At 68.4% G+C, this 19,695-nt stretch carries 16 protein-coding genes; 10 read left to right on the forward strand and 6 right to left on the reverse strand.

Translation table 11 applies throughout. The features are described 5' to 3' along the window. Positions 1–9 precede the first annotated feature (9 nt). From rsmA to LC452_RS19465, 4 genes are read left to right on the forward strand one after another with little or no spacing between them, the layout of a single operon-like run. Positions 10–879 (forward strand): 16S rRNA (adenine(1518)-N(6)/adenine(1519)-N(6))-dimethyltransferase RsmA, encoded by an 870-nt coding sequence (gene rsmA, locus LC452_RS19450; RefSeq protein WP_223628346.1) that lies wholly within the window; start codon positions 10–12, stop codon positions 877–879. Between the two features lie 9 nt (positions 880–888). After that, positions 889–1,956 carry an L-glyceraldehyde 3-phosphate reductase gene (mgrA, locus tag LC452_RS19455; RefSeq protein WP_223628347.1) on the forward strand — a complete coding sequence of 356 codons (1,068 nt, stop codon included), beginning with the start codon at positions 889–891 and terminating at the stop codon, positions 1,954–1,956. A 7-nt stretch (positions 1,957–1,963) separates the two neighbouring features. Further along, a complete protein-coding gene (locus LC452_RS19460) occupies positions 1,964–2,893 on the forward strand; it encodes a 4-(cytidine 5'-diphospho)-2-C-methyl-D-erythritol kinase (protein WP_223628349.1) in 930 nt (309 codons plus the stop codon). 57 nt (positions 2,894–2,950) lie between these two features. Further along, a complete protein-coding gene (locus LC452_RS19465; RefSeq protein ID WP_223628351.1) occupies positions 2,951–3,370 on the forward strand; it encodes a hypothetical protein in 420 nt (139 codons plus the stop codon). A gap of 29 nt (positions 3,371–3,399) precedes the next feature. Here the strand turns inward: LC452_RS19465 and LC452_RS19470 are convergent, their stop codons facing one another. The 3 genes from LC452_RS19470 to LC452_RS19480 form a co-directional block, all read right to left on the reverse strand. Beyond that, entirely contained in the window at positions 3,400–3,861 is a 462-nt protein-coding gene (locus LC452_RS19470) for an Lrp/AsnC family transcriptional regulator (protein WP_223628578.1), read from the reverse strand. Between the two features lie 269 nt (positions 3,862–4,130). Beyond that, a complete protein-coding gene (locus LC452_RS19475) occupies positions 4,131–5,519 on the reverse strand; it encodes a serine hydrolase (protein WP_223628352.1) in 1,389 nt (462 codons plus the stop codon). 141 nt (positions 5,520–5,660) lie between these two features. Further along, complete coding sequence (locus LC452_RS19480) at positions 5,661–7,145, reverse strand: amidohydrolase family protein (RefSeq protein ID WP_308116487.1); 1,485 nt, start codon at positions 7,143–7,145, stop codon at positions 5,661–5,663. Positions 7,146–7,327: 182 nt separating this feature from the next. On the opposite strand from LC452_RS19480, the gene LC452_RS19485 reads away from it, so the two are divergent. The 5 genes from LC452_RS19485 (at position 7,328) to LC452_RS19505 (ending at position 14,441) form a co-directional block, all read left to right on the forward strand. Further along, entirely contained in the window at positions 7,328–8,341 is a 1,014-nt protein-coding gene (locus LC452_RS19485; protein WP_223628356.1) for a LacI family DNA-binding transcriptional regulator, read from the forward strand. A gap of 153 nt (positions 8,342–8,494) precedes the next feature. Further along, positions 8,495–10,015, forward strand: a complete 1,521-nt coding sequence (mmsA, locus tag LC452_RS19490) for a multiple monosaccharide ABC transporter ATP-binding protein (RefSeq protein WP_263294347.1) — start codon at positions 8,495–8,497, stop codon at positions 10,013–10,015. After that, positions 10,012–11,367 (forward strand): multiple monosaccharide ABC transporter permease, encoded by a 1,356-nt coding sequence (gene mmsB / locus LC452_RS19495; RefSeq protein ID WP_223628358.1) that lies wholly within the window; start codon positions 10,012–10,014, stop codon positions 11,365–11,367. The genes mmsA and mmsB overlap by 4 nt, the downstream gene beginning before the upstream one ends. Positions 11,368–11,425: 58 nt before the next feature. Beyond that, complete coding sequence (locus LC452_RS19500) at positions 11,426–12,544, forward strand: sugar-binding protein (protein WP_223628360.1); 1,119 nt, start codon at positions 11,426–11,428, stop codon at positions 12,542–12,544. A 202-nt stretch (positions 12,545–12,746) separates the two neighbouring features. After that, the gene (locus LC452_RS19505; protein WP_223628362.1) at positions 12,747–14,441 is read left to right on the forward strand and encodes an alpha/beta hydrolase-fold protein; all 1,695 of its coding nucleotides are present in this window, start codon (positions 12,747–12,749) and stop codon (positions 14,439–14,441) included. 26 nt (positions 14,442–14,467) lie between these two features. Here LC452_RS19505 and LC452_RS19510 read toward each other — a convergent pair whose 3' ends face one another. Further along, complete coding sequence (locus tag LC452_RS19510; protein ID WP_223628364.1) at positions 14,468–15,784, reverse strand: HNH endonuclease signature motif containing protein; 1,317 nt, start codon at positions 15,782–15,784, stop codon at positions 14,468–14,470. 92 nt (positions 15,785–15,876) lie between these two features. After that, positions 15,877–16,788 carry a spermidine synthase gene (locus tag LC452_RS19515; RefSeq protein WP_223628366.1) on the reverse strand — a complete coding sequence of 304 codons (912 nt, stop codon included), beginning with the start codon at positions 16,786–16,788 and terminating at the stop codon, positions 15,877–15,879. Between the two features lie 44 nt (positions 16,789–16,832). Here LC452_RS19515 and LC452_RS19520 point away from each other — a divergent pair, with 44 nt between their 5' ends. After that, complete coding sequence (locus tag LC452_RS19520; RefSeq protein WP_223628367.1) at positions 16,833–18,644, forward strand: ABC-F family ATP-binding cassette domain-containing protein; 1,812 nt, start codon at positions 16,833–16,835, stop codon at positions 18,642–18,644. Here the strand turns inward: LC452_RS19520 and LC452_RS19525 are convergent. Next, the gene (locus LC452_RS19525) at positions 18,625–19,665 is read right to left on the reverse strand and encodes an endonuclease/exonuclease/phosphatase family protein (protein ID WP_223628369.1); all 1,041 of its coding nucleotides are present in this window, start codon (positions 19,663–19,665) and stop codon (positions 18,625–18,627) included. The two genes, LC452_RS19520 and LC452_RS19525, sit on opposite strands and share 20 nt — an antisense overlap. Positions 19,666–19,695: the final 30 nt, after the last annotated feature.

The following is a 19,695-nucleotide window of genomic DNA, read 5'->3' on the forward strand; positions in this document are numbered from 1 at the left end:
AATGGAGGGATGACCATCACGCTGCTCGGCGCCACCGAGATCCGCCGCCTCGCCGCCGAGCTCGACGTGACCCCGACCAAGAAGCTCGGACAGAACTTCGTCGTCGACGCCAACACGGTGCGCAAGATCGTGCAGGCCGCCCGTGTGCAGCCGGGGGAGCGCGTCGTGGAGGTCGGGCCGGGTCTCGGCTCTCTCACTCTCGCGATCCTCGAGACGGGGGCATCCGTCACCGCGGTCGAGATCGATCACCGCCTCGCCGCCCGCCTGGCGCAGACGGCAGCTGAGCACGGCGTCGAGCCGGACCGCCTCATGGTGGTCGACGCCGACGCTCTGCGCGTCACCGAGCTGCACGGCGAGCCGACCGTGCTCGTCGCCAACCTGCCGTACAACATCTCGGTGCCGGTGCTCCTGCATTTCCTCGAGAATTTCGCCTACCTGAAGCGCGGGGTCGTCATGGTGCAGTCCGAGGTCGCGGAGCGGCTGGCCGCCAAGCCCGGGTCGAAGATCTACGGAACTCCCAGCGTGAAGGCCGCCTGGTATGGGGAATGGAAGCTCTCCGGCACCGTGTCGCGGCAGGTGTTCTGGCCCGTGCCGAACGTCGACAGCCTGCTCGTCGGCTTCGACCGCTCGGAGGGCGAGCGCGGCAGCGAGGAGGAACGCCGCCGCACGTTCCAGATCGTGGATGCGGCATTCAACCAGCGTCGGAAGATGCTCCGTCAGGCGCTGTCGGGCATCTTCGGCAGCTCCGGCGCCGCATCCGACGTCCTGATCGCGGCCGGGGTGGCGCCGACCGCCCGAGGCGAAGACCTCAGCGTCGACGATTATCAGCGCATCGCGCAGCACGCCGTCTCGATCACCGGGGCCGGCATCAGGGACTAATCTGGCACGGTGACCGACTCTCCGCGCTTCAGCCCCGATGTTCCCGAACTGCACCGCCCGTACACGGCCGACGAGAGCCGCTATCAGCAGTTCGCCTACCGTCAGGTCGGCACGTCCGGTCTGTACCTGCCGCCGATCTCGCTCGGCCTGTGGTGGAACTTCGGCGACAACATCCCGCTCGACAACCAGCGCGCGCTGCTGCGCCACGCGTTCGACAACGGCATCACGCACTTCGACCTGGCCAACAACTACGGCCCGCCCTACGGCTCGGCCGAGAAGAACTTCGGTCGCATCTTCGCCGAGGACTTCCGTCCGTACCGCGACGAGCTGATCATCTCGTCGAAGGCCGGCTGGGACATGTGGCCCGGGCCGTACGGCGACTTCGCGAGCCGCAAGTACATCCTCGCGAGTGCCGAGCAGTCGCTCACCCGCATGGGTCTCGACCACGTCGACATCTTCTACTCGCACCGGGCCGACCCGGTGACACCGGTCGCCGAGACGGTCGCCGCGCTCGACACTCTCGTGCGTCAGGGCAAGGCGCTCTACGTCGGCATCTCGTCGTACAGCGCGGAGCGCACGGCCGAGGCGGTCGCGATCGCGAAGGAGCTCGGCACACCGCTGGTCATCCACCAGCCGGCGTACTCGATCCTGAACCGCTGGGTCGAGGACGGGCTGACCGAGACGCTGGAGCAGAACGGCCTCGGGGCGATCGCCTTCACGCCGCTGGCGCAGGGCCTGCTCACCGACAAGTACCTCGGCGACGGCACAGCGGAGCGGGCGCAGAAGCGCGGCTCGCTCCCGGACGCGCCGCTCGACGATGAGGCCGTGCAGACGCTGCGGTCGCTGAACGAGGTCGCGAAGGGACGCGGCCAGTCGCTCGCGCAGCTGGCGCTGCAGTGGACCCTGCGCAACCCCGTCGTCGCCTCGGCGCTGATCGGCGCCTCGCGTCCTGAGCAGCTCGACGAGAACATCGCGGCCGTGAACGGCCCGGCGCTCACCGATGAGGAGCTCGCCCGCATCGACGAGCTCGCCGGAGCGATCGACGTGAACCTGTGGGCGAAGTCCTCGGAGCTGTGACCGCATCATGAGCGTCGCCGCGTCCGCCGGATCCGTGCACGTGCGCGCACCGGGGAAGATCAACGTCTACCTCGGTGTCGGCGGGCGCCATGACGACGGGTATCACGCGCTCGCCACCGTCTTCCAGGCGGTGTCGCTGTACGAAGACGTGATCGCGCGGCACGCCGACGACTTCTCGCTCACGGTGACCGGCGTCGAAGACGTGGACTCGGTGCCGCTCGACGACCGGAATCTCGCGATGCGCGCGGCGAAGCTGCTCGCGGCGGCCACGGAGTACACCGGCGGCGTGGCGCTGGAGATCCGCAAGAGCGTCCCCGTCGCCGGCGGCATGGGCGGCGGATCGGCGGATGCCGCGGCGGCACTGGTCGCCTGCGACGCGCTGTGGGGCACCGGCCTCTCACCGGCGCGGATGCACGACCTCGCCGCGCGCCTGGGCGCCGACGTGCCGTTCGCTCTGCACGGCGGCACCGCGGTCGGTACCGGCCGGGGCGACCAGCTCAACCCCGCCCTCGCGCGAGGGCGGTTCGACTGGATCCTGGTCACGAGTGAGCAAGGTCTGTCCACGCCGGTCGTGTACGAGCGGCTCGACCTCCTCCGCGGCGAAGAGGGCGCGCTCGCCGACGACCCGCCGATGTCGCTGGACGTGCCCATCCCCGTGCTCCAGGCGCTCCGGTCCGGCGACGCGGCCCTGCTCGCGGAGGGCCTGTTCAACGACCTGCAGGCGGCGGCCGTCTTCGAGCGTCCCGACCTCGACGAAGTGATCCGTCAGGGCGTCGACGCGGGTGCGCTGCAGGGGATCGTCTCGGGCTCCGGTCCCACGATCGCGCTGTTGTGCCCTGACCCGGAGACCGCGCAGGACGTGCAGACGATGCTGCGCGATGCGGGCCTCGATCCGCTGCACGTGCACGGCCCCGTGCCGGGCGCGCGGATCCTGTGATCGGTAGTCGCCGCGCCTGAATAGCGTGTGATCACGACCACAACAGAGGGAGTGATCATGGGACTGTTCAACCGGAAGTCGTCGCAGGAACGCCAGGAGGAGGCGCTGCAGATGGCGGATGACATCGCCGCAGGACGCGGGTTCATGGGCAAGATGACGAAGGCGTTCATGGGGAGCGAGTTCACCGCGTCGATGCAGCAGGCGACCGCGTCGATCCATCGGGCGGATCACGTGGCGGGGCTGCGGGCCGCAGGTGTGCCGACGCAGCCGGCGACGGTGCTGGGCATGCAGGACACGGGGCAGACGATCAACGACAACCCGAGCATCGTGCTCACGCTGCAGCTCGGTGCCCAGGCGGTCGCCATCCAGGCGCTCGTGTCGCGTCTGGAGATCCCGAGGGTGGGGGAGCAGGTCCTCGTGATGACCGATCCCCAGTCCGGCGGACTGCTCTACGCGGGCCTCGCGCCGCGGGCCTGATCGCGTGGGTGCCTCGTTCTCGGGGGACCCTACTGCGCCTGCAGCAGTGCGCTCACCCGGTACGGGATCACCTCGCGGAGGAACAGGCTCGTCGAGGTGCGCAGGATCCCGGGGCACAGGCGCACGACCTCGGCCACGCGGTAGAGGTCGTCCGGGTCCTTCGCGACGACGCGCAGCAGCAGGTCGGTGTCACCCGCGGGGGCGAAGCACTCCAGGACTTCGGGGACGCGACTGAGCGCGTCGATCGCGGCGGTGATCTGATGCTGATCGAGCTCGACCAGGATCGAGGCGGCGACACCGCGACCCAGCGCCTGCGGGAGGATGCGCGAGCTGTGCGCGCGCAGGTAGCCGCCGGATTCGAGGCGGTCGAGCCGGGAATGCACGGTGCCGCGGGCCAGGCCGAGATCCTGGGCGATCAGGGCCACCGGGCGACGGGGGTCGCTGTCGAGCACCGCGAGGATCCTCCGGTCGGTCTCGTCGAGGTTGGCCATTTCGATCACCGTCGCCTTCTTCACCTCGTCAGAATTGATCGGAACGATCAATCAGAATCCACTCTATGGTCTCAGTGATCGTCGAGTGGTGGAATGAGTGACAGAAACGCACGATGTCGGCCACGAGCGGGCATCACGCGCACTCGACCGACGGGCCACGAGCCGCGCGCGCCGGGTGCAGACGGCGACGGGCCACGAGCCTCAGCCGGCCCCGTCCCCGCAAGGGGCGGGGCGGGCGCGGCCCTCGGCCGACGGGCTCGCGACGGTGGTCAGGCGTCCACCCGGCGGTCGGCGCGTCCGGTGTGCAGGTACAGGGCACGACCGTTGCCGTCGTCGCCGACGAACGCCAGCGGCAGCTGCAGGCCGTTCTGCGGTTCGCGGGGGAGGAGAGTGTCCGCGGTCCAGCCGACGAGCTCGATGGGTTCGGGGGCCGGACCGAGCTCGGCGAAGATGCCCTTCATGGTGCGCTCGAGCCAGATGCGGCCGTCGTCGTCGACCCGCACGGTCGAATCCGAGACCGATGACGAGTAGGTTCCGAGGATCCTCTCGACGTCGACCGCGACCGGGGTCTCCGGGATCGAGGGCAGCGCGGGCATGGTGACCCCGGTCAGGGCATCGAGGATCTTCGCGGTGATCGACTGGTAGGCGTCGACGGCCTGCCCGCCGTTCGTGAGGACCGCGACCGCGACGCCCGCGGAGGGGACCATCCGCAGGAACGCGCTCTGGCCGATCGTGCCCCCGTCGTGGCCGATGACCGGCCCGCCTTCCCAGTCGAAGATCTCCCAGCCGAGCCCCCAGGCGTCGCCCATCAGGCCGAGCTCGGGGAGGTCGACCTGCCGCTCCTGCATCGCCAGGACGCTCTTCTCGGAGAGCACTCGGGTCCCGTCAGCGGCGAGGCCGCCGTCCAGGTGCATGCGGGCGTAGGTCACCAGGTCGCGCGCCGTCATGGCGAGCATCGATCCGGCCGGAGCGTTCGAGCGGACCAGGCTCCACACCGGCGCGGGGACCGGCTCATCGCTGCCCTCGGCGGGTATGTGCCCGAGGGCGGCGCGGAACATGATCGCCTCGGCGGCCGTCGTGGCCACGTGTGTGAGTCCCAGCGGGGCGGCGAGGTGCGTCCGCAGGGCCTGGTCGTACGACGTGCCGCGCAGCACCTCGACGATGCGGCCGAGGATGACGAACGCGGCGTTGTTGTACGAGAAGCGCTCGCCGGGGGCGAAGAGCTGCGGGGCGTCGGCGATCGTCTCGAGGTACTTCTCCACCGCGTCGTCGCCGACGCCGGTGTCGTTGAACATGTCGCCCTCGAAGCCGCTCACGTGGCTCAGCAGCTGCCGAGCGGTGATCGTGGTCGCCGCGGCATCGTCCCCGATCGCGAACGCCGGCACGGTGTCGCGCACGGGGGCGTCGATGTCGAGCAGTCCCTCGTCGACGAGCTGCATGATGAGCGTCGCGGTCCAGGTCTTGGTGATCGACCCGATCTGGAAGAGCGAGTCCTCGTCGGCCTCGACACCGGTGTTGCGGTTCAGGATGCCGGCGACGGTGGTGAAGATCTCGCCGTCGGCCAGGATCGCGACGGATGCCGCGGGGATGTGCGCGTCGGCGAGCATCCGGGGAAGGTGCTCCCGCACCCAGCTGCCGATTTCGTTCAGGTCGGACACGTGCGCTCCTCTTGGTCGAGTGGGCCGTCGTCTTCGAGGCGATGGCGATGGGCCGAGACTATCCGCGTGCACACTCACCTCGTTGGTGCCGGGCGACGAGACTTGCGCAGACCTTGGTGCGCGCGGACGAAGGACTGACGCTCACGCATCCCCGCGTATCGCGCGCCCCGGGAGGGCGTCGGAGACGATCTCTCCGGCGTGCACGACCGGAGTGCCGTGCACGTACAGCTCGCGCACGCCCTGCGAGGGGCGGGTCGGGTCGGCATAGCTCGCTCTGTCGGTCAGTGTCGTCGGGTCGATCACGACGATGTCCGCGTCGGCTCCGATCGTCAGATGGCCCTTGCCCCGCATGCCCGAGGAGACCTCGTCGAGCACCCGCGCCGGCAGATAGGAGCAGCGGCGGAACGCTTCGATCCAGCTCCAGGCGCCGCTCTCCCGAACCATCAGACGCAGCGACTTCGCGAAGGTCCCCGCCGTGCGCGGATGGGTGTGGCCGCCCGCGGGAAGCGGCCACTCGCGCTGTTCGTGCAGGGTCGCTCCTGCCGCCCCGGTCCACGAGATCGGCATCGCATCGCTCGCGACGATCGAGTCCGGGTACGCCAGGGCGCGCTGCAGGTGCGCGCGGTCGAAGGGATCGGCCTCGTCGAGGAACGTCACGATGCAGGTGGCGCCGGGGTCGGTCGCCCGCACCTCGCGCAGTCGGGCTTCGTCGGCGATGCGCTCGCCGGTCTCGACCAGCACGAGGGACGACGGGGTGAGGCCGAGACCCGCGAGCTTCTCCGGGGCGAGGAAGAACGCGCCGATCGCCGTACTGCCGGCACCGTAGGGGTAGGCCTCGACCGTGACGCGGGAGCCGGCGGCCCGGCTGCGGTCGAGCAACCCCAGTACGCGGTCGACGTGCCGCAGCGACGTGCTGTTCACGTGGCAGTGGTGCATCGCGGCCCCGGTCTCAGCGGCGGCGCGGACGAGCTCCTCCGAGCCGTCGATCGGCGTGCGCGGATCGGCCTCGATCAGTTCGCGCACGTGCGTGAAGGTCGGGGCGTGCGCGGCTGCGGCCAGACGGGCGAGGTCGAGGTACTCGTCCGGGTCGGACCGTGGCGCGTAGCCCATGAGCACGCCGATGCCGAGTGCGCCCGCGCCGAGCTCGTCTTCCAACAGGCCCAGCCAGCGACGACGTTCCGCGGGGGAGGAAGACCGCTGCCAGTCCGGCGTGCCGAGCAGGTGCATCGAGGCGGTGAAGTCGGCCACGGGCATCCGGTCGAGGTGCGCGTAGGCCCGCGCCTGCGTCCAGGATGCCGAGAAGCCGTAGTTCAACGGGCGACCGTCGGACGCGGCGCGAGCGAGGGCCTCGGCGATCGGCATGAGTCCGGCCTCGAGGTCGAGGGCGGTCGTGACACCGTCCATCGCCTGCAGCCGGTGGCCCGCGATGGAGTGCACATGACTGTGCAGGTCGACGAAACCCGGCCCGACGATGAGACCCGAGGCATCCACCACCTCGGCATCGCGCGGGGCGATGAGCCCGTCGCCGAGCGCGGCCACATGCCCGTCGGCGATCAGGAGGTCGGTGATCCGGTCGGTTTCCGCCTTCGGGTCGATGACGCGCCCGCCGCGCAGCAGAGTGTCCACGCTGTCACCCTGCCATGCGGGATGGGGCCTGTACCGGTGCCGCTCGACGAAAACGGGCGGTCCTTGCGGTGCCGACGCACAACCTCGATCTGCGGGAGGTCGGGCATCGAGAGGTGCACGCACGCTCGTCGAGAGACATAATGTAGAGACGATGTGACCGTGCACATGCGAGGAGGCCTGCGATGTCCACCGCCTCCGAGCGTGCCCGGATGCCGAGCATCCGCGACGTCGCGCGTCTCGCGGGGGTGTCGCACCAGACCGTCTCGCGGGTGCTGAACGATCACCCCAGCATCCGTCCGGAGACGAAGGCCAAGGTCCTCGACGCGATCTCCGTGCTCGACTACCGACCGAACCTCGCGGCGCGGGCACTCGTGACGAGCAGGTCGAACATGCTGGGCATCCTGTCGGCGACCATCGGGGAGTTCGGTCCGACGTCGTCGATCGCCAGCATCGAGGATGCCGCCAGGGAAGAGGGCTACTCCGTCTCGACCCTGAATCTCGCCGACACGACACCGGAGGCGATCGGCAACGCCGTGCGTCAGCTGGCGCGGGAGCAGGTCGACGGCATCGTCGTGCTGGCCCCGCAGGTGCGTGTCTTCCATGTGCTGCGCGGCATGTCGTTGGACATCCCGTTCGTGAACCTGCAGACGGCCTCGGGGTCCGACGGCGTCAGTCTCTCGGCCGATCAGGTCGCGGGTGCGCGAGCGGCGACGGAGCACCTGATCTCGCTCGGTCACAGCGATATCCTCCACCTCGCCGGCCCGCAGGACTGGATCGAGGCGGAGTCCCGCATGCGCGGCTACCTCGACGGACTGCGGGAAGCGGACCTGCCGACGTTCCCCCCGATCCGCGGCGACTGGACCGCGGACTTCGGATATTTCGCAGGGCAGGAGCTGTCCCGCCGCCGCGACTTCACGGCCGTATTCGCGGCGAACGATCTGATGGCGATCGGTCTGATGCACGGTTTCCGCGATGCGGGCGTGCGTGTGCCGCACGACGTCAGCGTCATCGGCTTCGACGACATCCCGGTCGCGGCGCACGTCGCACCCACGCTGAGCACCGTGCACCAGGACTTCCCCGAGCTCGGGCGACGAGCCGTGCGCATCCTCCTCGCGCAGATCCGCGGCGATCAGGTGCCGGACTTCGGGCCGTTGAAGACCCTCCTTCGTGCTCGTGAGTCCGCTGCATCACGGTAGCGACACGAAATCCGGACCCTGACTTGACAGTCCCGGGTTCGGCGAGGACGATATATCAATGTGAACGGTCACATCGGAGGTGACCGCACGTCGCAAGGAAGATACGTGAGCACCACAGCAACGTTGCCGACAGTGTCAGGCCCCATCCTGGAGATGCGTAGCATCACGAAGGAGTTCCCGGGGGTCAAGGCACTCGCCGACGTATCCATCACCGTGCGCGCAGCCGAGATCCACGCGATCTGCGGCGAGAACGGCGCCGGGAAGTCCACTCTGATGAAGGTCCTCTCGGGTGTTTACCCGTACGGCACCTACGAGGGCGAGATCCTGCTCTACGGCGAGGAACAGCGCTTCAAGGACATCGTCGCGAGCGAGCAGGCCGGTATCGCGATCATCCACCAGGAGCTCGCGCTGATCCCGGAGCTCTCGATCACCGAGAACATCTTCCTCGGCAACGAGATCAAGCGCTTCGGGCGGATCGACTGGCAGGCGCAGAAGCAGCGGTCGGTCGAACTGCTCGCGCGCGTCGGGCTGCGAGAAGACCCCGACGTGCAGATCAAGACCCTCGGCGTCGGCAAGCAGCAGCTCATCGAGATCGCGAAGGCTCTCAACAAGGACGTCAAGCTCCTCATCCTCGACGAGCCGACGGCGGCGCTCAACGAGTCCGACTCGCAGCACCTGCTCGACCTGATCCTGGGCCTCAAGGCCAAGGGCATCGCGTCGATCATGATCAGCCACAAGCTCAACGAGATCGAGCAGATCGCCGATGAGATCACCATCATCCGCGACGGCCGCACGGTCGAGACGCTCGACATCTCGCGCGGCGAGATCAACGAGGACCGCATCATCCGCGGGATGGTCGGCCGATCGCTGGAGAGCCGCTACCCGGACCGCACACCCGACATCGGCGAGGTGTTCTTCGAGGTCAAGGACTGGTGGGTGCAGCATCCGACGGTCTCCGAGCGCATGGTCGTCAAGGGCTCCAACCTCAACGTCCGCCGCGGCGAGGTCGTCGGCATCGCGGGCCTGATGGGCGCCGGCCGCACCGAGTTCGCCATGAGCATGTTCGGCCGCTCCTACGGCACCTACCTCTCCGGCACGATGATCAAGGACGGTCAGGAGATCGTCCTGCCAGACGTAGCCTCGGCGATCAAGCACGGGCTCGCCTACGTCAGCGAGGATCGCAAGTCGCTGGGCCTGAACCTCCTCGACACGATCAAGCGCTCGGTGGTCGCCGCGAAGCTCTCGAAGATCTCCCACAACGGCGTCGTCGACGCACGCGAGGAGTTCGAGGTCGCCGACCAGTACCGCAAGGCGCTGCGGATCAAGACGCCCTCGGTCGAGGAAGGCGTCGGCAAGCTGTCGGGCGGCAACCAGCAGAAGGTCGTCCTCGCGAAGTGGATGTTCACCGATCCCGACCTGCTGATCCTCGATGAGCCCACCCGTGGCATCGACGTCGGTGCGAAGTACGAGATCTACGCGATCATCAACCAGCTCGCCGCCCAGGGCAAGGGCGTCATCGTCATCTCCAGCGAGCTCCCCGAACTCCTGGGCATCTCCGACCGCATCTACACCGTCTTCGAAGGTCGGGTCACCGACTGCATCCCGGCCGATCAGGCGACACCCGAGGCCCTCATGCGCAGCATGACGTCCGCGACCCAGAAAGCATCCGCATGACCACCGAATCCACCCCCGCGAAGACCGGGTTCCACTTCAAGGACATCACCAAGATGTTCGGCGGAGGCGGAACGTCGACGCTGCGTCAGTTCGGCATCCTCGGCAGCCTGATCGTCATCATCGTGCTGTTCGAGATCCTGACGCTGATCCGCAACGGACCCAACGGTGCGACGCTGACCTCGGGCAACCTGATCAACGTCATCAACCAGTACTCGTTCATCCTGATCCTCGCGATCGGCATGGTGATGGTCATCATCATGGGGCACATCGACCTCTCGGTCGGCTCCGTGGCGGCGTTCACCGGCATCATCGTGGCGAAGTCGATGACGGAGGGGAACCTCCCCTGGCCGCTGGCGATCCTGCTCGGCCTCGCGGTCGGAGCGGCGGTCGGCGCCTGGCAGGGGTTCTGGGTCGCGTACGTCGGTGTCCCGGCGTTCATCGTGACGCTGGCCGGCATGCTCTTCTTCCGAGGCGCGCAGCAGTGGATCGGAGACGCGCAGACGATCCCGGTGCCCAAGGGCTTCCAGGTGATCGGAACGGGCTACCTGCCGGAGATCGGTCTCCCGCTGCCGTTCAACATCCCGACGATGCTCCTCGCTCTCGTCGCGGTCGCCTGGCTCGTCTTCTGGGAGATCCGCACCCGGCGCATCCAGCACAAGATGGGCTCCGACCGGGCGCCCCTCTGGGTGAGCATCACCAAGGTCGTGCTGATCTCGGTCGTCGTACTCGCCGCGGCGTGGATGTTCGCCACGGGTCGCCCCGGCACGAGCTTCCCGGTGCCGGGTCTGATCCTGCTGGCCCTGGTCATCGTCTACACCTTCATCACGAGCAACACCGTCTTCGGCCGCCACATCTACGCGGTCGGCGGCAACCGGCAGGCCGCACGCCTGTCGGGTGTCAAGGATCGCTGGGTCGACTTCTTCGTGATGATGAACATGTCCGTGCTCGCGGCCCTCGCCGGCATGATCTTCGTCGCCCGCTCGCAGGCCTCCGGTCCGAACGACGGCACCGGCTGGGAGCTCGACGCCATCGCCTCGGTCTTCATCGGTGGCGCGGCCGTCGCCGGTGGTATCGGAACCGTGATCGGGTCGATCATCGGTGGTCTCGTGATGGCGTTCCTCAACAACGGCCTCGCGCTGCTGGGACAGGGCTCCGACGTCGTCTCGATGATCAAGGGCCTCGTGCTCCTCATCGCGGTCGGCATCGACGTCTGGAACAAGCAGCAGGGTCGTCCTTCGCTGATCGGCTTCATGACGCGCCGCTTCGGGCGAAAAGAGGATCCGGCGCTGCAGACCTTCGAGCCCAACAAGACCTACCAAGCCCCACCCGTCGACAAGACGAGCGGAAAGTAGGGGTCGACTCGCGTTCGCACGCGTGAGACGACCTTCACACACCAGAGAAAGAGATCACATGAAGAAGATGCTTCTGACGGCGACAGCGATCGTCGCCGTGGGCGCGTTCGCCCTCACCGGATGCTCCTCGGAGCGCGGCGGAGACACCGGAGGCTCGGGGGAGGAGACCGCAAAGGGCTTCGCCGCGGACTCCACGATCGGTGTCGCACTCCCGGACAAGACCTCGGAGAACTGGGTTCTCGCCGGCAAGCTGTTCGAGGACGGCCTCGCCGAGGCCGGCTTCAAGGCTGACGTGCAGTACGCTCCCGCGTCGAACACGGTCGCCGAGCAGCAGAACCAGATCCAGGCGATGGTCACCAACGGCGCCAAGGTCATCATCATCGGTGCCAAGGACGGCAAGCAGCTGGCGACCCAGGTGCAGGCGGCAAAGGATGCCGGCGCCACCGTCATCGCCTACGACCGTCTGATCGAGAACACCGAGGCCGTCGACTACTACGCCGCCTTCGACAACTTCAAGGTCGGCAACCTGCAGGGTCAGGCCCTGCTCGACGGTCTCGCCGAGCGTGCGGGCCACGAGGCTCCGTACAACATCGAGCTGTTCTCGGGCTCGCCGGACGACGCCAACTCGGCGGTCTTCTTCGACGGTGCCATGGAGGTCCTGCAGCCGAAGATCGACGACGGCACGCTGAAGGTCGTCTCGGGTCAGACCGAGATCGCTCAGACGGCGACCGAGGGATGGCTCGCCGAGAACGCCCAGAACCGCATGGACACGCTCCTGACCGGTTCGTACAGCGGTGACACCGTCCTCGACGGCGTCCTCTCCCCGAACGACACCCTCGCCCGCGCCATCATCACCTCGGTGCAGCAGGCCGGCAAGCCGGTTCCGGTCGTCACGGGTCAGGACTCCGAGGTCGAGTCCGTCAAGTCGATCATGGAGGGCATCCAGTACTCCACGATCAACAAGGACACGACGCTTCTCGTCGAGCAGGCCATCAAGATGGTCCAGCAGCTGCAGAAGGGCGAGGAGGTCGACGTCAACGACACCGAGTCCTACGACAACGGCGCCAAGGTCGTTCCGGCGTACCTGCTCGACCCGGTGATCGTCACGAAGGAGAACGCGGCCGAGGCTTACGCCAACGTCCCGAGCCTCCTCGAGATCGTCAAGTCCTACGAGTAAGACCCCCGTCCTCTGAGAGGACGCAGCACGAGCCGTCCGGTCCCCTCCTCTTTCGAGAGGGGGCCGGGCGGCTCGTCCGCGTTTCGGCATGTCGACGTGCACACTCCGCGGTGTCGGTGGTGTGCCCCTGAACCATTGGGGTGTGCGATCGCCCGTCCTACGGTGAGCAGCGACTCAGCCGAACGGACGGGAGTGAAGACGCATGGGATTCATCACACGAGGGGCGCGCGGGGCCTCGACGGTCGTCGCGCTGGTGGCCGCGACAGGCCTTTTCGCCACGGGTTGGGCGGGGGCGAACGCGCCGACGGGGGGAGCGCCGACCGCGGTCACGGCTGCGGCATCGGGCGAACCTGATGACTTCATCCGCGACGTCCGCACCTGGGTGACGACCTCGGAGGCCGACCGCACCTACAAGATCTCGGTCGCGCTGCCGGCGAACTACACCGAGACGGGTGAGCCGTATCGCGTGCTCTACGTCACCGACGCCAACGCGGAGTTCGGCATGGCTGTCGAGACGGCGCGCCTGAACGCTCCGGGGACGGTCGTCGTCGGCATCGGCTACGACAATCCCGGCCAGGGTTTCGCGTCTTCCGGAGTGCCTCGCACTCTCGATCTGACGCCGACCGCCATCGCCGGTGCGAACTCCGGTGGTGCACCGGAGTTCCTGTCGTTCCTCCGCGACGAGCTGGTGCCGTACGTCGAGAGCGAGTACCACGTCGACTCCGAGGATCGCGCGTTGATGGGCCATTCGTTCGGCGGTCTCTTCGCGACGTACACGCTGCTGCACAACGAGGGGCTCTTCGACCGTTTCGTGATCGCGAGCCCGTCGATCTGGTGGGACGACCGCACGATCCTCGACATGGAGCAGGCGTACTCCGAGTCGCATGACACGCTCGATGCGCGCGTCTTCCTTTCCGTCGGATCTCTGGAGGAGACCACCAGTGGCTTCCCGATGACGAGCGACATGACGAACTTCGCGCACACGCTCGCAGGTCGTGGGTATGAGGGGCTGGAGCTCGGCGCCCATGTGTTCGAGGACGAGACTCATCTGTCGGTGATCGGTGCGGCTTTCAGCCGAGGTATCCGCTACATCTACGCCGCTCCGGGTGAGACCATCCCGGGCACGACCCTCCCCGGCGACCCGGTGGCCACAGCCCCGGTCGTGACGACCCACCCTGCAGACGCTCAGGTCGAGACCGGGCAGGATGCGACTTTCACGACGACCGGCACAGGCAGCCCCGCGCCGACGGTGCGGTGGCAGACCGCGCTGCCCGACGCGGGAGACTGGGTCGACATCCCTGATGCGAACACGACCACGCTCACGGTCACAGCCGTCCCTGAATCCGCGAGCGGCACCCAATACCGGGCCGTGTTCACCAACTCCGTGGGCGAGGCGGTCACGGATGCCGCGACGCTCACGGTCGTGCCCGCCGAGGAGACGGGTGCGGGCGGGCCGAGCGAGGCGGATCTGACCGACGCCAACCGCGGCGGGGTGACGGTTCCCGATTCCGTCGTGCAGGGCGGGACTGCCGTGGTGTCCGTCGGTGCGGATTCGGCAGGCGACTCGGTGGACGTGTACCTGTTCTCCGATCCGGTGCTGTTGGGGACGCGCGTGGTGAAGGTGGACGGCACGACGACGGTCACGATCCCTGCGGATGCGGCGCTCGGTGCGCACCGGATCGCGGTCTACGCGGCCGACGGTGCACTCATCGGATGGGCTGCCACCACCGTCACGGCCGCGACGTCGGGTGGTGCCGCTGCGGCCGCGACCGGTGGCCTGTCCGACACCGGCGGGGAGGCGAGTGTCGGCGTGTTGGCGGGGGCGCTGCTCCTGCTCACCGCGGGCGGAGGACTCGTCCTCGCCACTCGGCGGCGCAAAGCGGTCCCGGCGGCGTAGAGCGGTGGGCCAGGGGGACCAGTACGTCAGAATGGTGCGGACGCCATCGTGCTCTCCGTGAACCTGACCGTGTTCTGCGCCGGAGGTTCGTCGATGTAGACGCGGCCCGTGGGGCTGGTCCATTCGAGGACTCCGCCCGCTTGCTGCCGGACGTGCCACGGCGAGTGGTGCTTCAACATGTGATGCCGTCGGCAGAATGCGGCGAGGTTGTCATGGCACGTCTGTCCACCGGTCGCAGCCGCGACGTTGTGATCGAGATCGCATTTTCGCGCGACCAGGCCGCAGGTCGGAAACCGACATCGCTGGTCTCGGGCTCGGAGGTGTCGCCGCAGTTGTTCGCTGGGTCGGTACCGGTCGACTGCGAGCATGGCGCCGCTGCTCGGATGTGTGAAGACGCGATCCCACCCCGCAACCATGCCGGCGAAGAAGCGGGCGGTCCACGAATCGATCGGGATCGAGCCGTCCAGTTCGGCCGGGGGAGAGCAACGAACTGAGGCCGAGGTCGTTTCGCCATGGATCAGTGACGAGGCGGGCACGGTCACCTCGACCCGGGCGTGGATCTCGCCGAGCAGCCCGTCTTCGGTGTCGTGCGCCGCCGGGGCGCCGGTCAAGACGAGGTCCGCCATCAGGTCGGCGCGCAACTGGTCTGTCGTCCGCTCGTCACGTGCAGCGCCGGGCTCCTTCGCAGCCTTGCCGTTCTCTTCCTTGAGTGCATGCGCCATCTGCGAGAGCCGGTCGAACATGCCGTGCACGAGCGCTGCGGGACCATGCATGCCGATCTCGGCCATGCCGTCGTCGCCATCCTTCATCCACACTCGCCGCTTCTCGCGGGCATCGCGATGCCGCTCGGTCACCGAGCGCTTCTGGTATTTCTCCGCGATCCGCCGGGCGATACGGCGCAGCCGGTTCGGCGACTCGACGGCCGCGGTCTCGAGGACCTCCGCAGCGTAGGCCGCGCGATCCGCCTCATCGTCGAGATGTGCACCGGCGTCGACGATGACACGCGAATGCGCCGCACTGATCCGCCCCTCGCCCTGCGCGTGCCACACCGACGGGAAACGGTCCACCAGCCATGACGCGTCGGACATCCGCCGCTCGACCGTCCGGTCGCTCACGCGCTGTATCGCGCCGATCTCGGCCGCGACCGAACGGATCGTCATGTCGCCGCCGTCGGGATGGCGACCCTCCTGGGCGATGTCGACGGCCAGCCGGCCGGCGAGTGCAAGAAGCCCGTCGCGGGCCGCTCGCATGCTGCTCAACGTCGCTTCGGCAGCGGCAAGCGATTCGACCAGATCGGCGAGCATCGCCATCTGAGAGTCTGTCGCATCCACCATCGCTTCCATGACCTCAGTACATCAGCAACCACCGACATTCGAAGATATGTTCACTTTCGAATCGCGACGGAGATGCTGCCGCCGCAGACTGACCTGCCGCGCTAGTCCCAGATCGGGTCGTCGGGGTCGGGGGAGTCCGTGCCGTCGGCGTCGGTCATGATGCGCGCCTCAGCGATCCATGACGTCAGCCGACCGCCGTGGAGCATGTGCGGTCTCGGTGTGCCGAGGAGATCGGGGGTCGTCGCGATGTCCAGCGGCTCATCGCTCGCGAAGACGACGACGTTGCTGAGCGGTCCCTCATCGTCGGTGGGTTCTGCCTCGAGAACGACGGCGACGTTCTCGAACACCGTGCCCAGGGTCGCCGCCTGTCGCCGCGAGTACTCGAACGGATGCCCATCGAGCAGGTTGACGGCCACGACACCATCGGCTGCAGAGCGCGCAGCGACCCGGCGGTAGAACTCCTGGCTGGCCACGCGGTGCCGGATGACGGCGGCATCCCACAGATCGACGACGGTGAACTGCGCTTCCACCCAATCGCTGTCGACCGCGCTGCCGTCCGTTGCTTCCGCGCCGAGTGCGGGGGAAGGGGATCGCCCCTCGCCGGGAAGCTCCGCGTCTGCGACTGCTCTCGCATCGCCGAAGATGACGCGCAGGTCGGCGCCGGCGGGAAGAGGCAGCGCCGCGATCACTGCGGCGTAGAGAGCGGGCTCGAACTCGACCACGAGCTGAGGGGACCCGGCACGGGCGGCCTCGACGTAGCGCGCCAGCGTGAGCGCTCCGGCGCCCAGATGCACAGTGAACAACGGCTCGCCGGGCTCGGCCGCGGCATCGATCGCTCGGGCGATGTGCCGGATATACGCGTATTCGAGTTCCGTGGGGTCCGTCATCGAGACGACGGACTGCGGAATCCCATCGACGCTGAGCTCGTAGCGACCGGGTCGCCTTTTCGACTCCACCAGCTTCGCCTTGCGATTGTCGAGCGAGAGCGAGAACACCCGGTGATTCCTTGGCACCCGTCGATCTTAGGTCCTGCCCGCACGACTACCCTGGAGAGGACATGGCACATCTTCTCGGGGCTGAAGCCCTTCATCTCGAATATCCGACCAGGGTCGTCTTCGACTCCGTGACCCTCGGCATCGAGGAAGGCGACCGCATCGGCATCGTCGGCCGCAACGGTGACGGCAAGTCCAGCCTCCTCGGGATGCTGGCAGGCATCAAGGAGCCGAACTCCGGCCGCGTCACCGTGCGCGGCGGCACCACGATCGGGGTGCTGTCCCAGGCCGACACACTCGCCGACGACGTCACGATCAGCGAGGCCGTGGTCGGCGACACCCCGGAGTACGAGTGGGCCGGCGACGCCCGCGTCCGCGACGTGATCGAGGGACTCCTGAAGGACCTGCCGTGGGATGCCGAGATCGGCTCGCTCAGCGGAGGTCAGCGACGCCGGGTCTCGCTCGCGAAGCTGCTCGCCGGGGACTGGGACGTCATCGCCCTCGATGAACCCACGAACCACCTCGACGTGGAGGCGATCACCTGGCTCGCCGGGCACCTCAAGCGCCGGTGGAACGCGAACTCCGGAGCGCTCATGGTGGTGACCCACGACCGCTGGTTCCTCGACGAGATCTGCACCGAGACCTGGGAGGTGCACGACCGCATCGTCGAGCCCTTCGAGGGCGGATACGCCGCCTACATCCTGCAGCGCGTCGAGCGCGACCGGATGAACGCGACGATCGAGGCGAAGCGGCAGAACCTCGCCCGTAAGGAGCTGGCCTGGCTGCGTCGCGGCGCGCCCGCTCGCACGGCCAAGCCGAAGTTCCGCATCGATGCCGCCAACGAGCTCATCGCCGACGTGCCCGAGATCCGCGACAAGGTCTCCCTGCAGTCGCTCGCCGTCTCGCGGCTCGGCAAGGACGTCGTCGATCTGCTCGACGTCGGCGTGACGTACCCCCGCACCGACGGCGGCACGCGCGAAGTGCTGCGCGACATCGAATGGCGCATCGCGCCGGGCGAGCGCACCGGCATCCTCGGAGTGAACGGGGCGGGCAAGTCCACGCTGCTCGGTCTGATCGCGGGCACCGTCGAACCCACCGTGGGGCGGGTCAAGCGCGGCTCGACCGTGATCGTCAAGACGCTCACGCAGCGCCTCGACGAACTGGAGGACGTGCGCCGCGAGCCGGTCCGCGTCGTGATCTCCCGCTTGCGCACCTCGTACACGCTCGGCTCGGGCTCGAAGGCGCAGGATCTCACGCCGGGCCAGCTCCTGGAGCGCCTCGGATTCGACTCCGCCCAGCTGTCCACCCCGGTGAAGGATCTCTCCGGAGGCCAGCAGCGCCGACTGCAGCTGCTTCTGGTGCTCCTCGACCAGCCGAACGTGCTGATCCTCGACGAGCCCACCAACGACCTCGACACCGATATGCTCGCCGCGATCGAGGACCTCCTCGACTCGTGGTCGGGCACCCTCCTGGTGGTCAGTCACGACCGGTACTTCCTGGAGCGCGTCACCGACCAGCAGTACGCGATCCTCGACGGCCACCTGCGCCACCTCCCCGGCGGCGTGGACGAGTACCTGCGACTGCGGCAGCTGCAGGATGCGGCGCCGTCGAAGTCTCAGACCGCGACGAACACGGCGAAGAAGTCCGCGGGTCTCGATGGGGCGGCTCTGCGCACGGCCCAGAAGGAGATCTCCGCGCTCGAGCGCCGCATCGAGAAGCTCACCCAGCAGATCAACAAGGCGAAGAACGCGCTCGCCGAGCACGACCAGTCCGACTACGAAGGCATCGCCGACAAGATGAAGGCGATCGCCGACACGCAGGCGGAGATCGAAGAGCTGGAGCTGCGCTGGTTCGAGCTCACCGAGGAACTGGACTGATCACGGCGACGATCGGGCGGTGATCACTGCCGGCCGCATCGGTGATCACCGTCGCGCCGCGCACCTCCCAGGCCGAGCCGACCAGGACGTGATCGATGGGAGCGGCGAGCCAGAGCGGAGCGGCCGCAGGCCAGGTGCCATCGGTGGCCGCGCCTGTCTCGAGCGCGGCATCCCGGCATCCGTCGAGCGCAGCTCCGAGGTGATCGACGGTGGCGTTGAGGTCGCCGACGATCACGGCCTCCGGGTCGGTGCAGCGATCGGCGACCCACTCGAGCCCGCCGCGCCAGTCGTCGAACATGCCGGGCAGCGGCGGCAGCGGGTGCGCGGCGACGATGTGCGGACCGGAGCCGTCGACGGGCTCCCACACTCCGCTGGGCAGGCCCGGGGTGGAACCCGCATCCTCGTCCATGCGGTAGTCGCCCAGCTCGTCCGCGATCAGCACGGAGGTCGGGATGTCGGAGTCGTCGTCTGCCCCGCGGGTCGTGTCCGCCGTCATGGCCTTGCCTTCGAGGGCGACGAGCCGGGCGACCTCGGCCACGGCCGTCTCGTCGGTCTCGGGGAGGCTCACGATGTCGGCATCCGTCTCGATCACGAGGCGGGCGATCGACTGCGGCGAGGCCGCCCCACCGAGCGTGTTCCAGGCGACGACGGTCAGCTCGTCCGGCCCCGCGCTCGCCGTCGGCACCCCGCCACCACCGCGCGCCAGCACGACCCCGGCGTTCGCCGCCGATGCGGCGACGAGCAGCACGGCCAGCGCCGCCGCGACCGACCAGCGCCGATGTGCCCGCGCGAGGGCGGCGAAGACGAGTCCCGCGACCAGCAGCGCGATCGCCAGCCCCGCGCGGAACGAGATCAGCTGAGCGATCCCCGGCAGGCGTTCGGCCGACACCGCCTGGGGCCAGGAGAGCAGCAGTGCGACGGGGGCTCCGACGATGGCGGTCAGCACGAATCCGAGCCGCACGCCTCGGCGACCGCGTCGGGGGTGAGGGAGATCCGGGTCCTGTGCGCTCGCCGTCGTCATCCGATTCCCCCTCGTCGTCGTGCGGTGTCC

The sequence above is a fragment of the Microbacterium sp. EST19A genome, from assembly GCF_019969685.1.
Taxonomy (GTDB): domain Bacteria; phylum Actinomycetota; class Actinomycetes; order Actinomycetales; family Microbacteriaceae; genus Microbacterium.

What these genes read in the sequence shown, in the direction of transcription:
- LC452_RS19485 (WP_223628356.1), top strand. Translation starts at nt 7,328, where the DNA reads ATGTCCACCGCCTCCGAGCGTGCCCGGATGCCGAGCATCCGCGACGTC.
- LC452_RS19465 (WP_223628351.1), top strand. Translation starts at nt 2,951, where the DNA reads ATGGGACTGTTCAACCGGAAGTCGTCGCAGGAACGCCAGGAGGAGGCG.
- LC452_RS19460 (WP_223628349.1), top strand. Translation starts at nt 1,964, where the DNA reads ATGAGCGTCGCCGCGTCCGCCGGATCCGTGCACGTGCGCGCACCGGGG.
- mmsA (WP_263294347.1), top strand. Translation starts at nt 8,495, where the DNA reads ATGCGTAGCATCACGAAGGAGTTCCCGGGGGTCAAGGCACTCGCCGAC.
- LC452_RS19505 (WP_223628362.1), top strand. Translation starts at nt 12,747, where the DNA reads ATGGGATTCATCACACGAGGGGCGCGCGGGGCCTCGACGGTCGTCGCG.
- LC452_RS19500 (WP_223628360.1), top strand. Translation starts at nt 11,426, where the DNA reads ATGAAGAAGATGCTTCTGACGGCGACAGCGATCGTCGCCGTGGGCGCG.
- LC452_RS19470 (WP_223628578.1), bottom strand. Translation starts at nt 3,861, where the DNA reads ATGGCCAACCTCGACGAGACCGACCGGAGGATCCTCGCGGTGCTCGAC.
- LC452_RS19525 (WP_223628369.1), bottom strand. Translation starts at nt 19,665, where the DNA reads ATGACGACGGCGAGCGCACAGGACCCGGATCTCCCTCACCCCCGACGC.
- mmsB (WP_223628358.1), top strand. Translation starts at nt 10,012, where the DNA reads ATGACCACCGAATCCACCCCCGCGAAGACCGGGTTCCACTTCAAGGAC.
- LC452_RS19520 (WP_223628367.1), top strand. Translation starts at nt 16,833, where the DNA reads ATGGCACATCTTCTCGGGGCTGAAGCCCTTCATCTCGAATATCCGACC.
- rsmA (WP_223628346.1), top strand. Translation starts at nt 10, where the DNA reads ATGACCATCACGCTGCTCGGCGCCACCGAGATCCGCCGCCTCGCCGCC.
- LC452_RS19510 (WP_223628364.1), bottom strand. Translation starts at nt 15,784, where the DNA reads ATGGAAGCGATGGTGGATGCGACAGACTCTCAGATGGCGATGCTCGCC.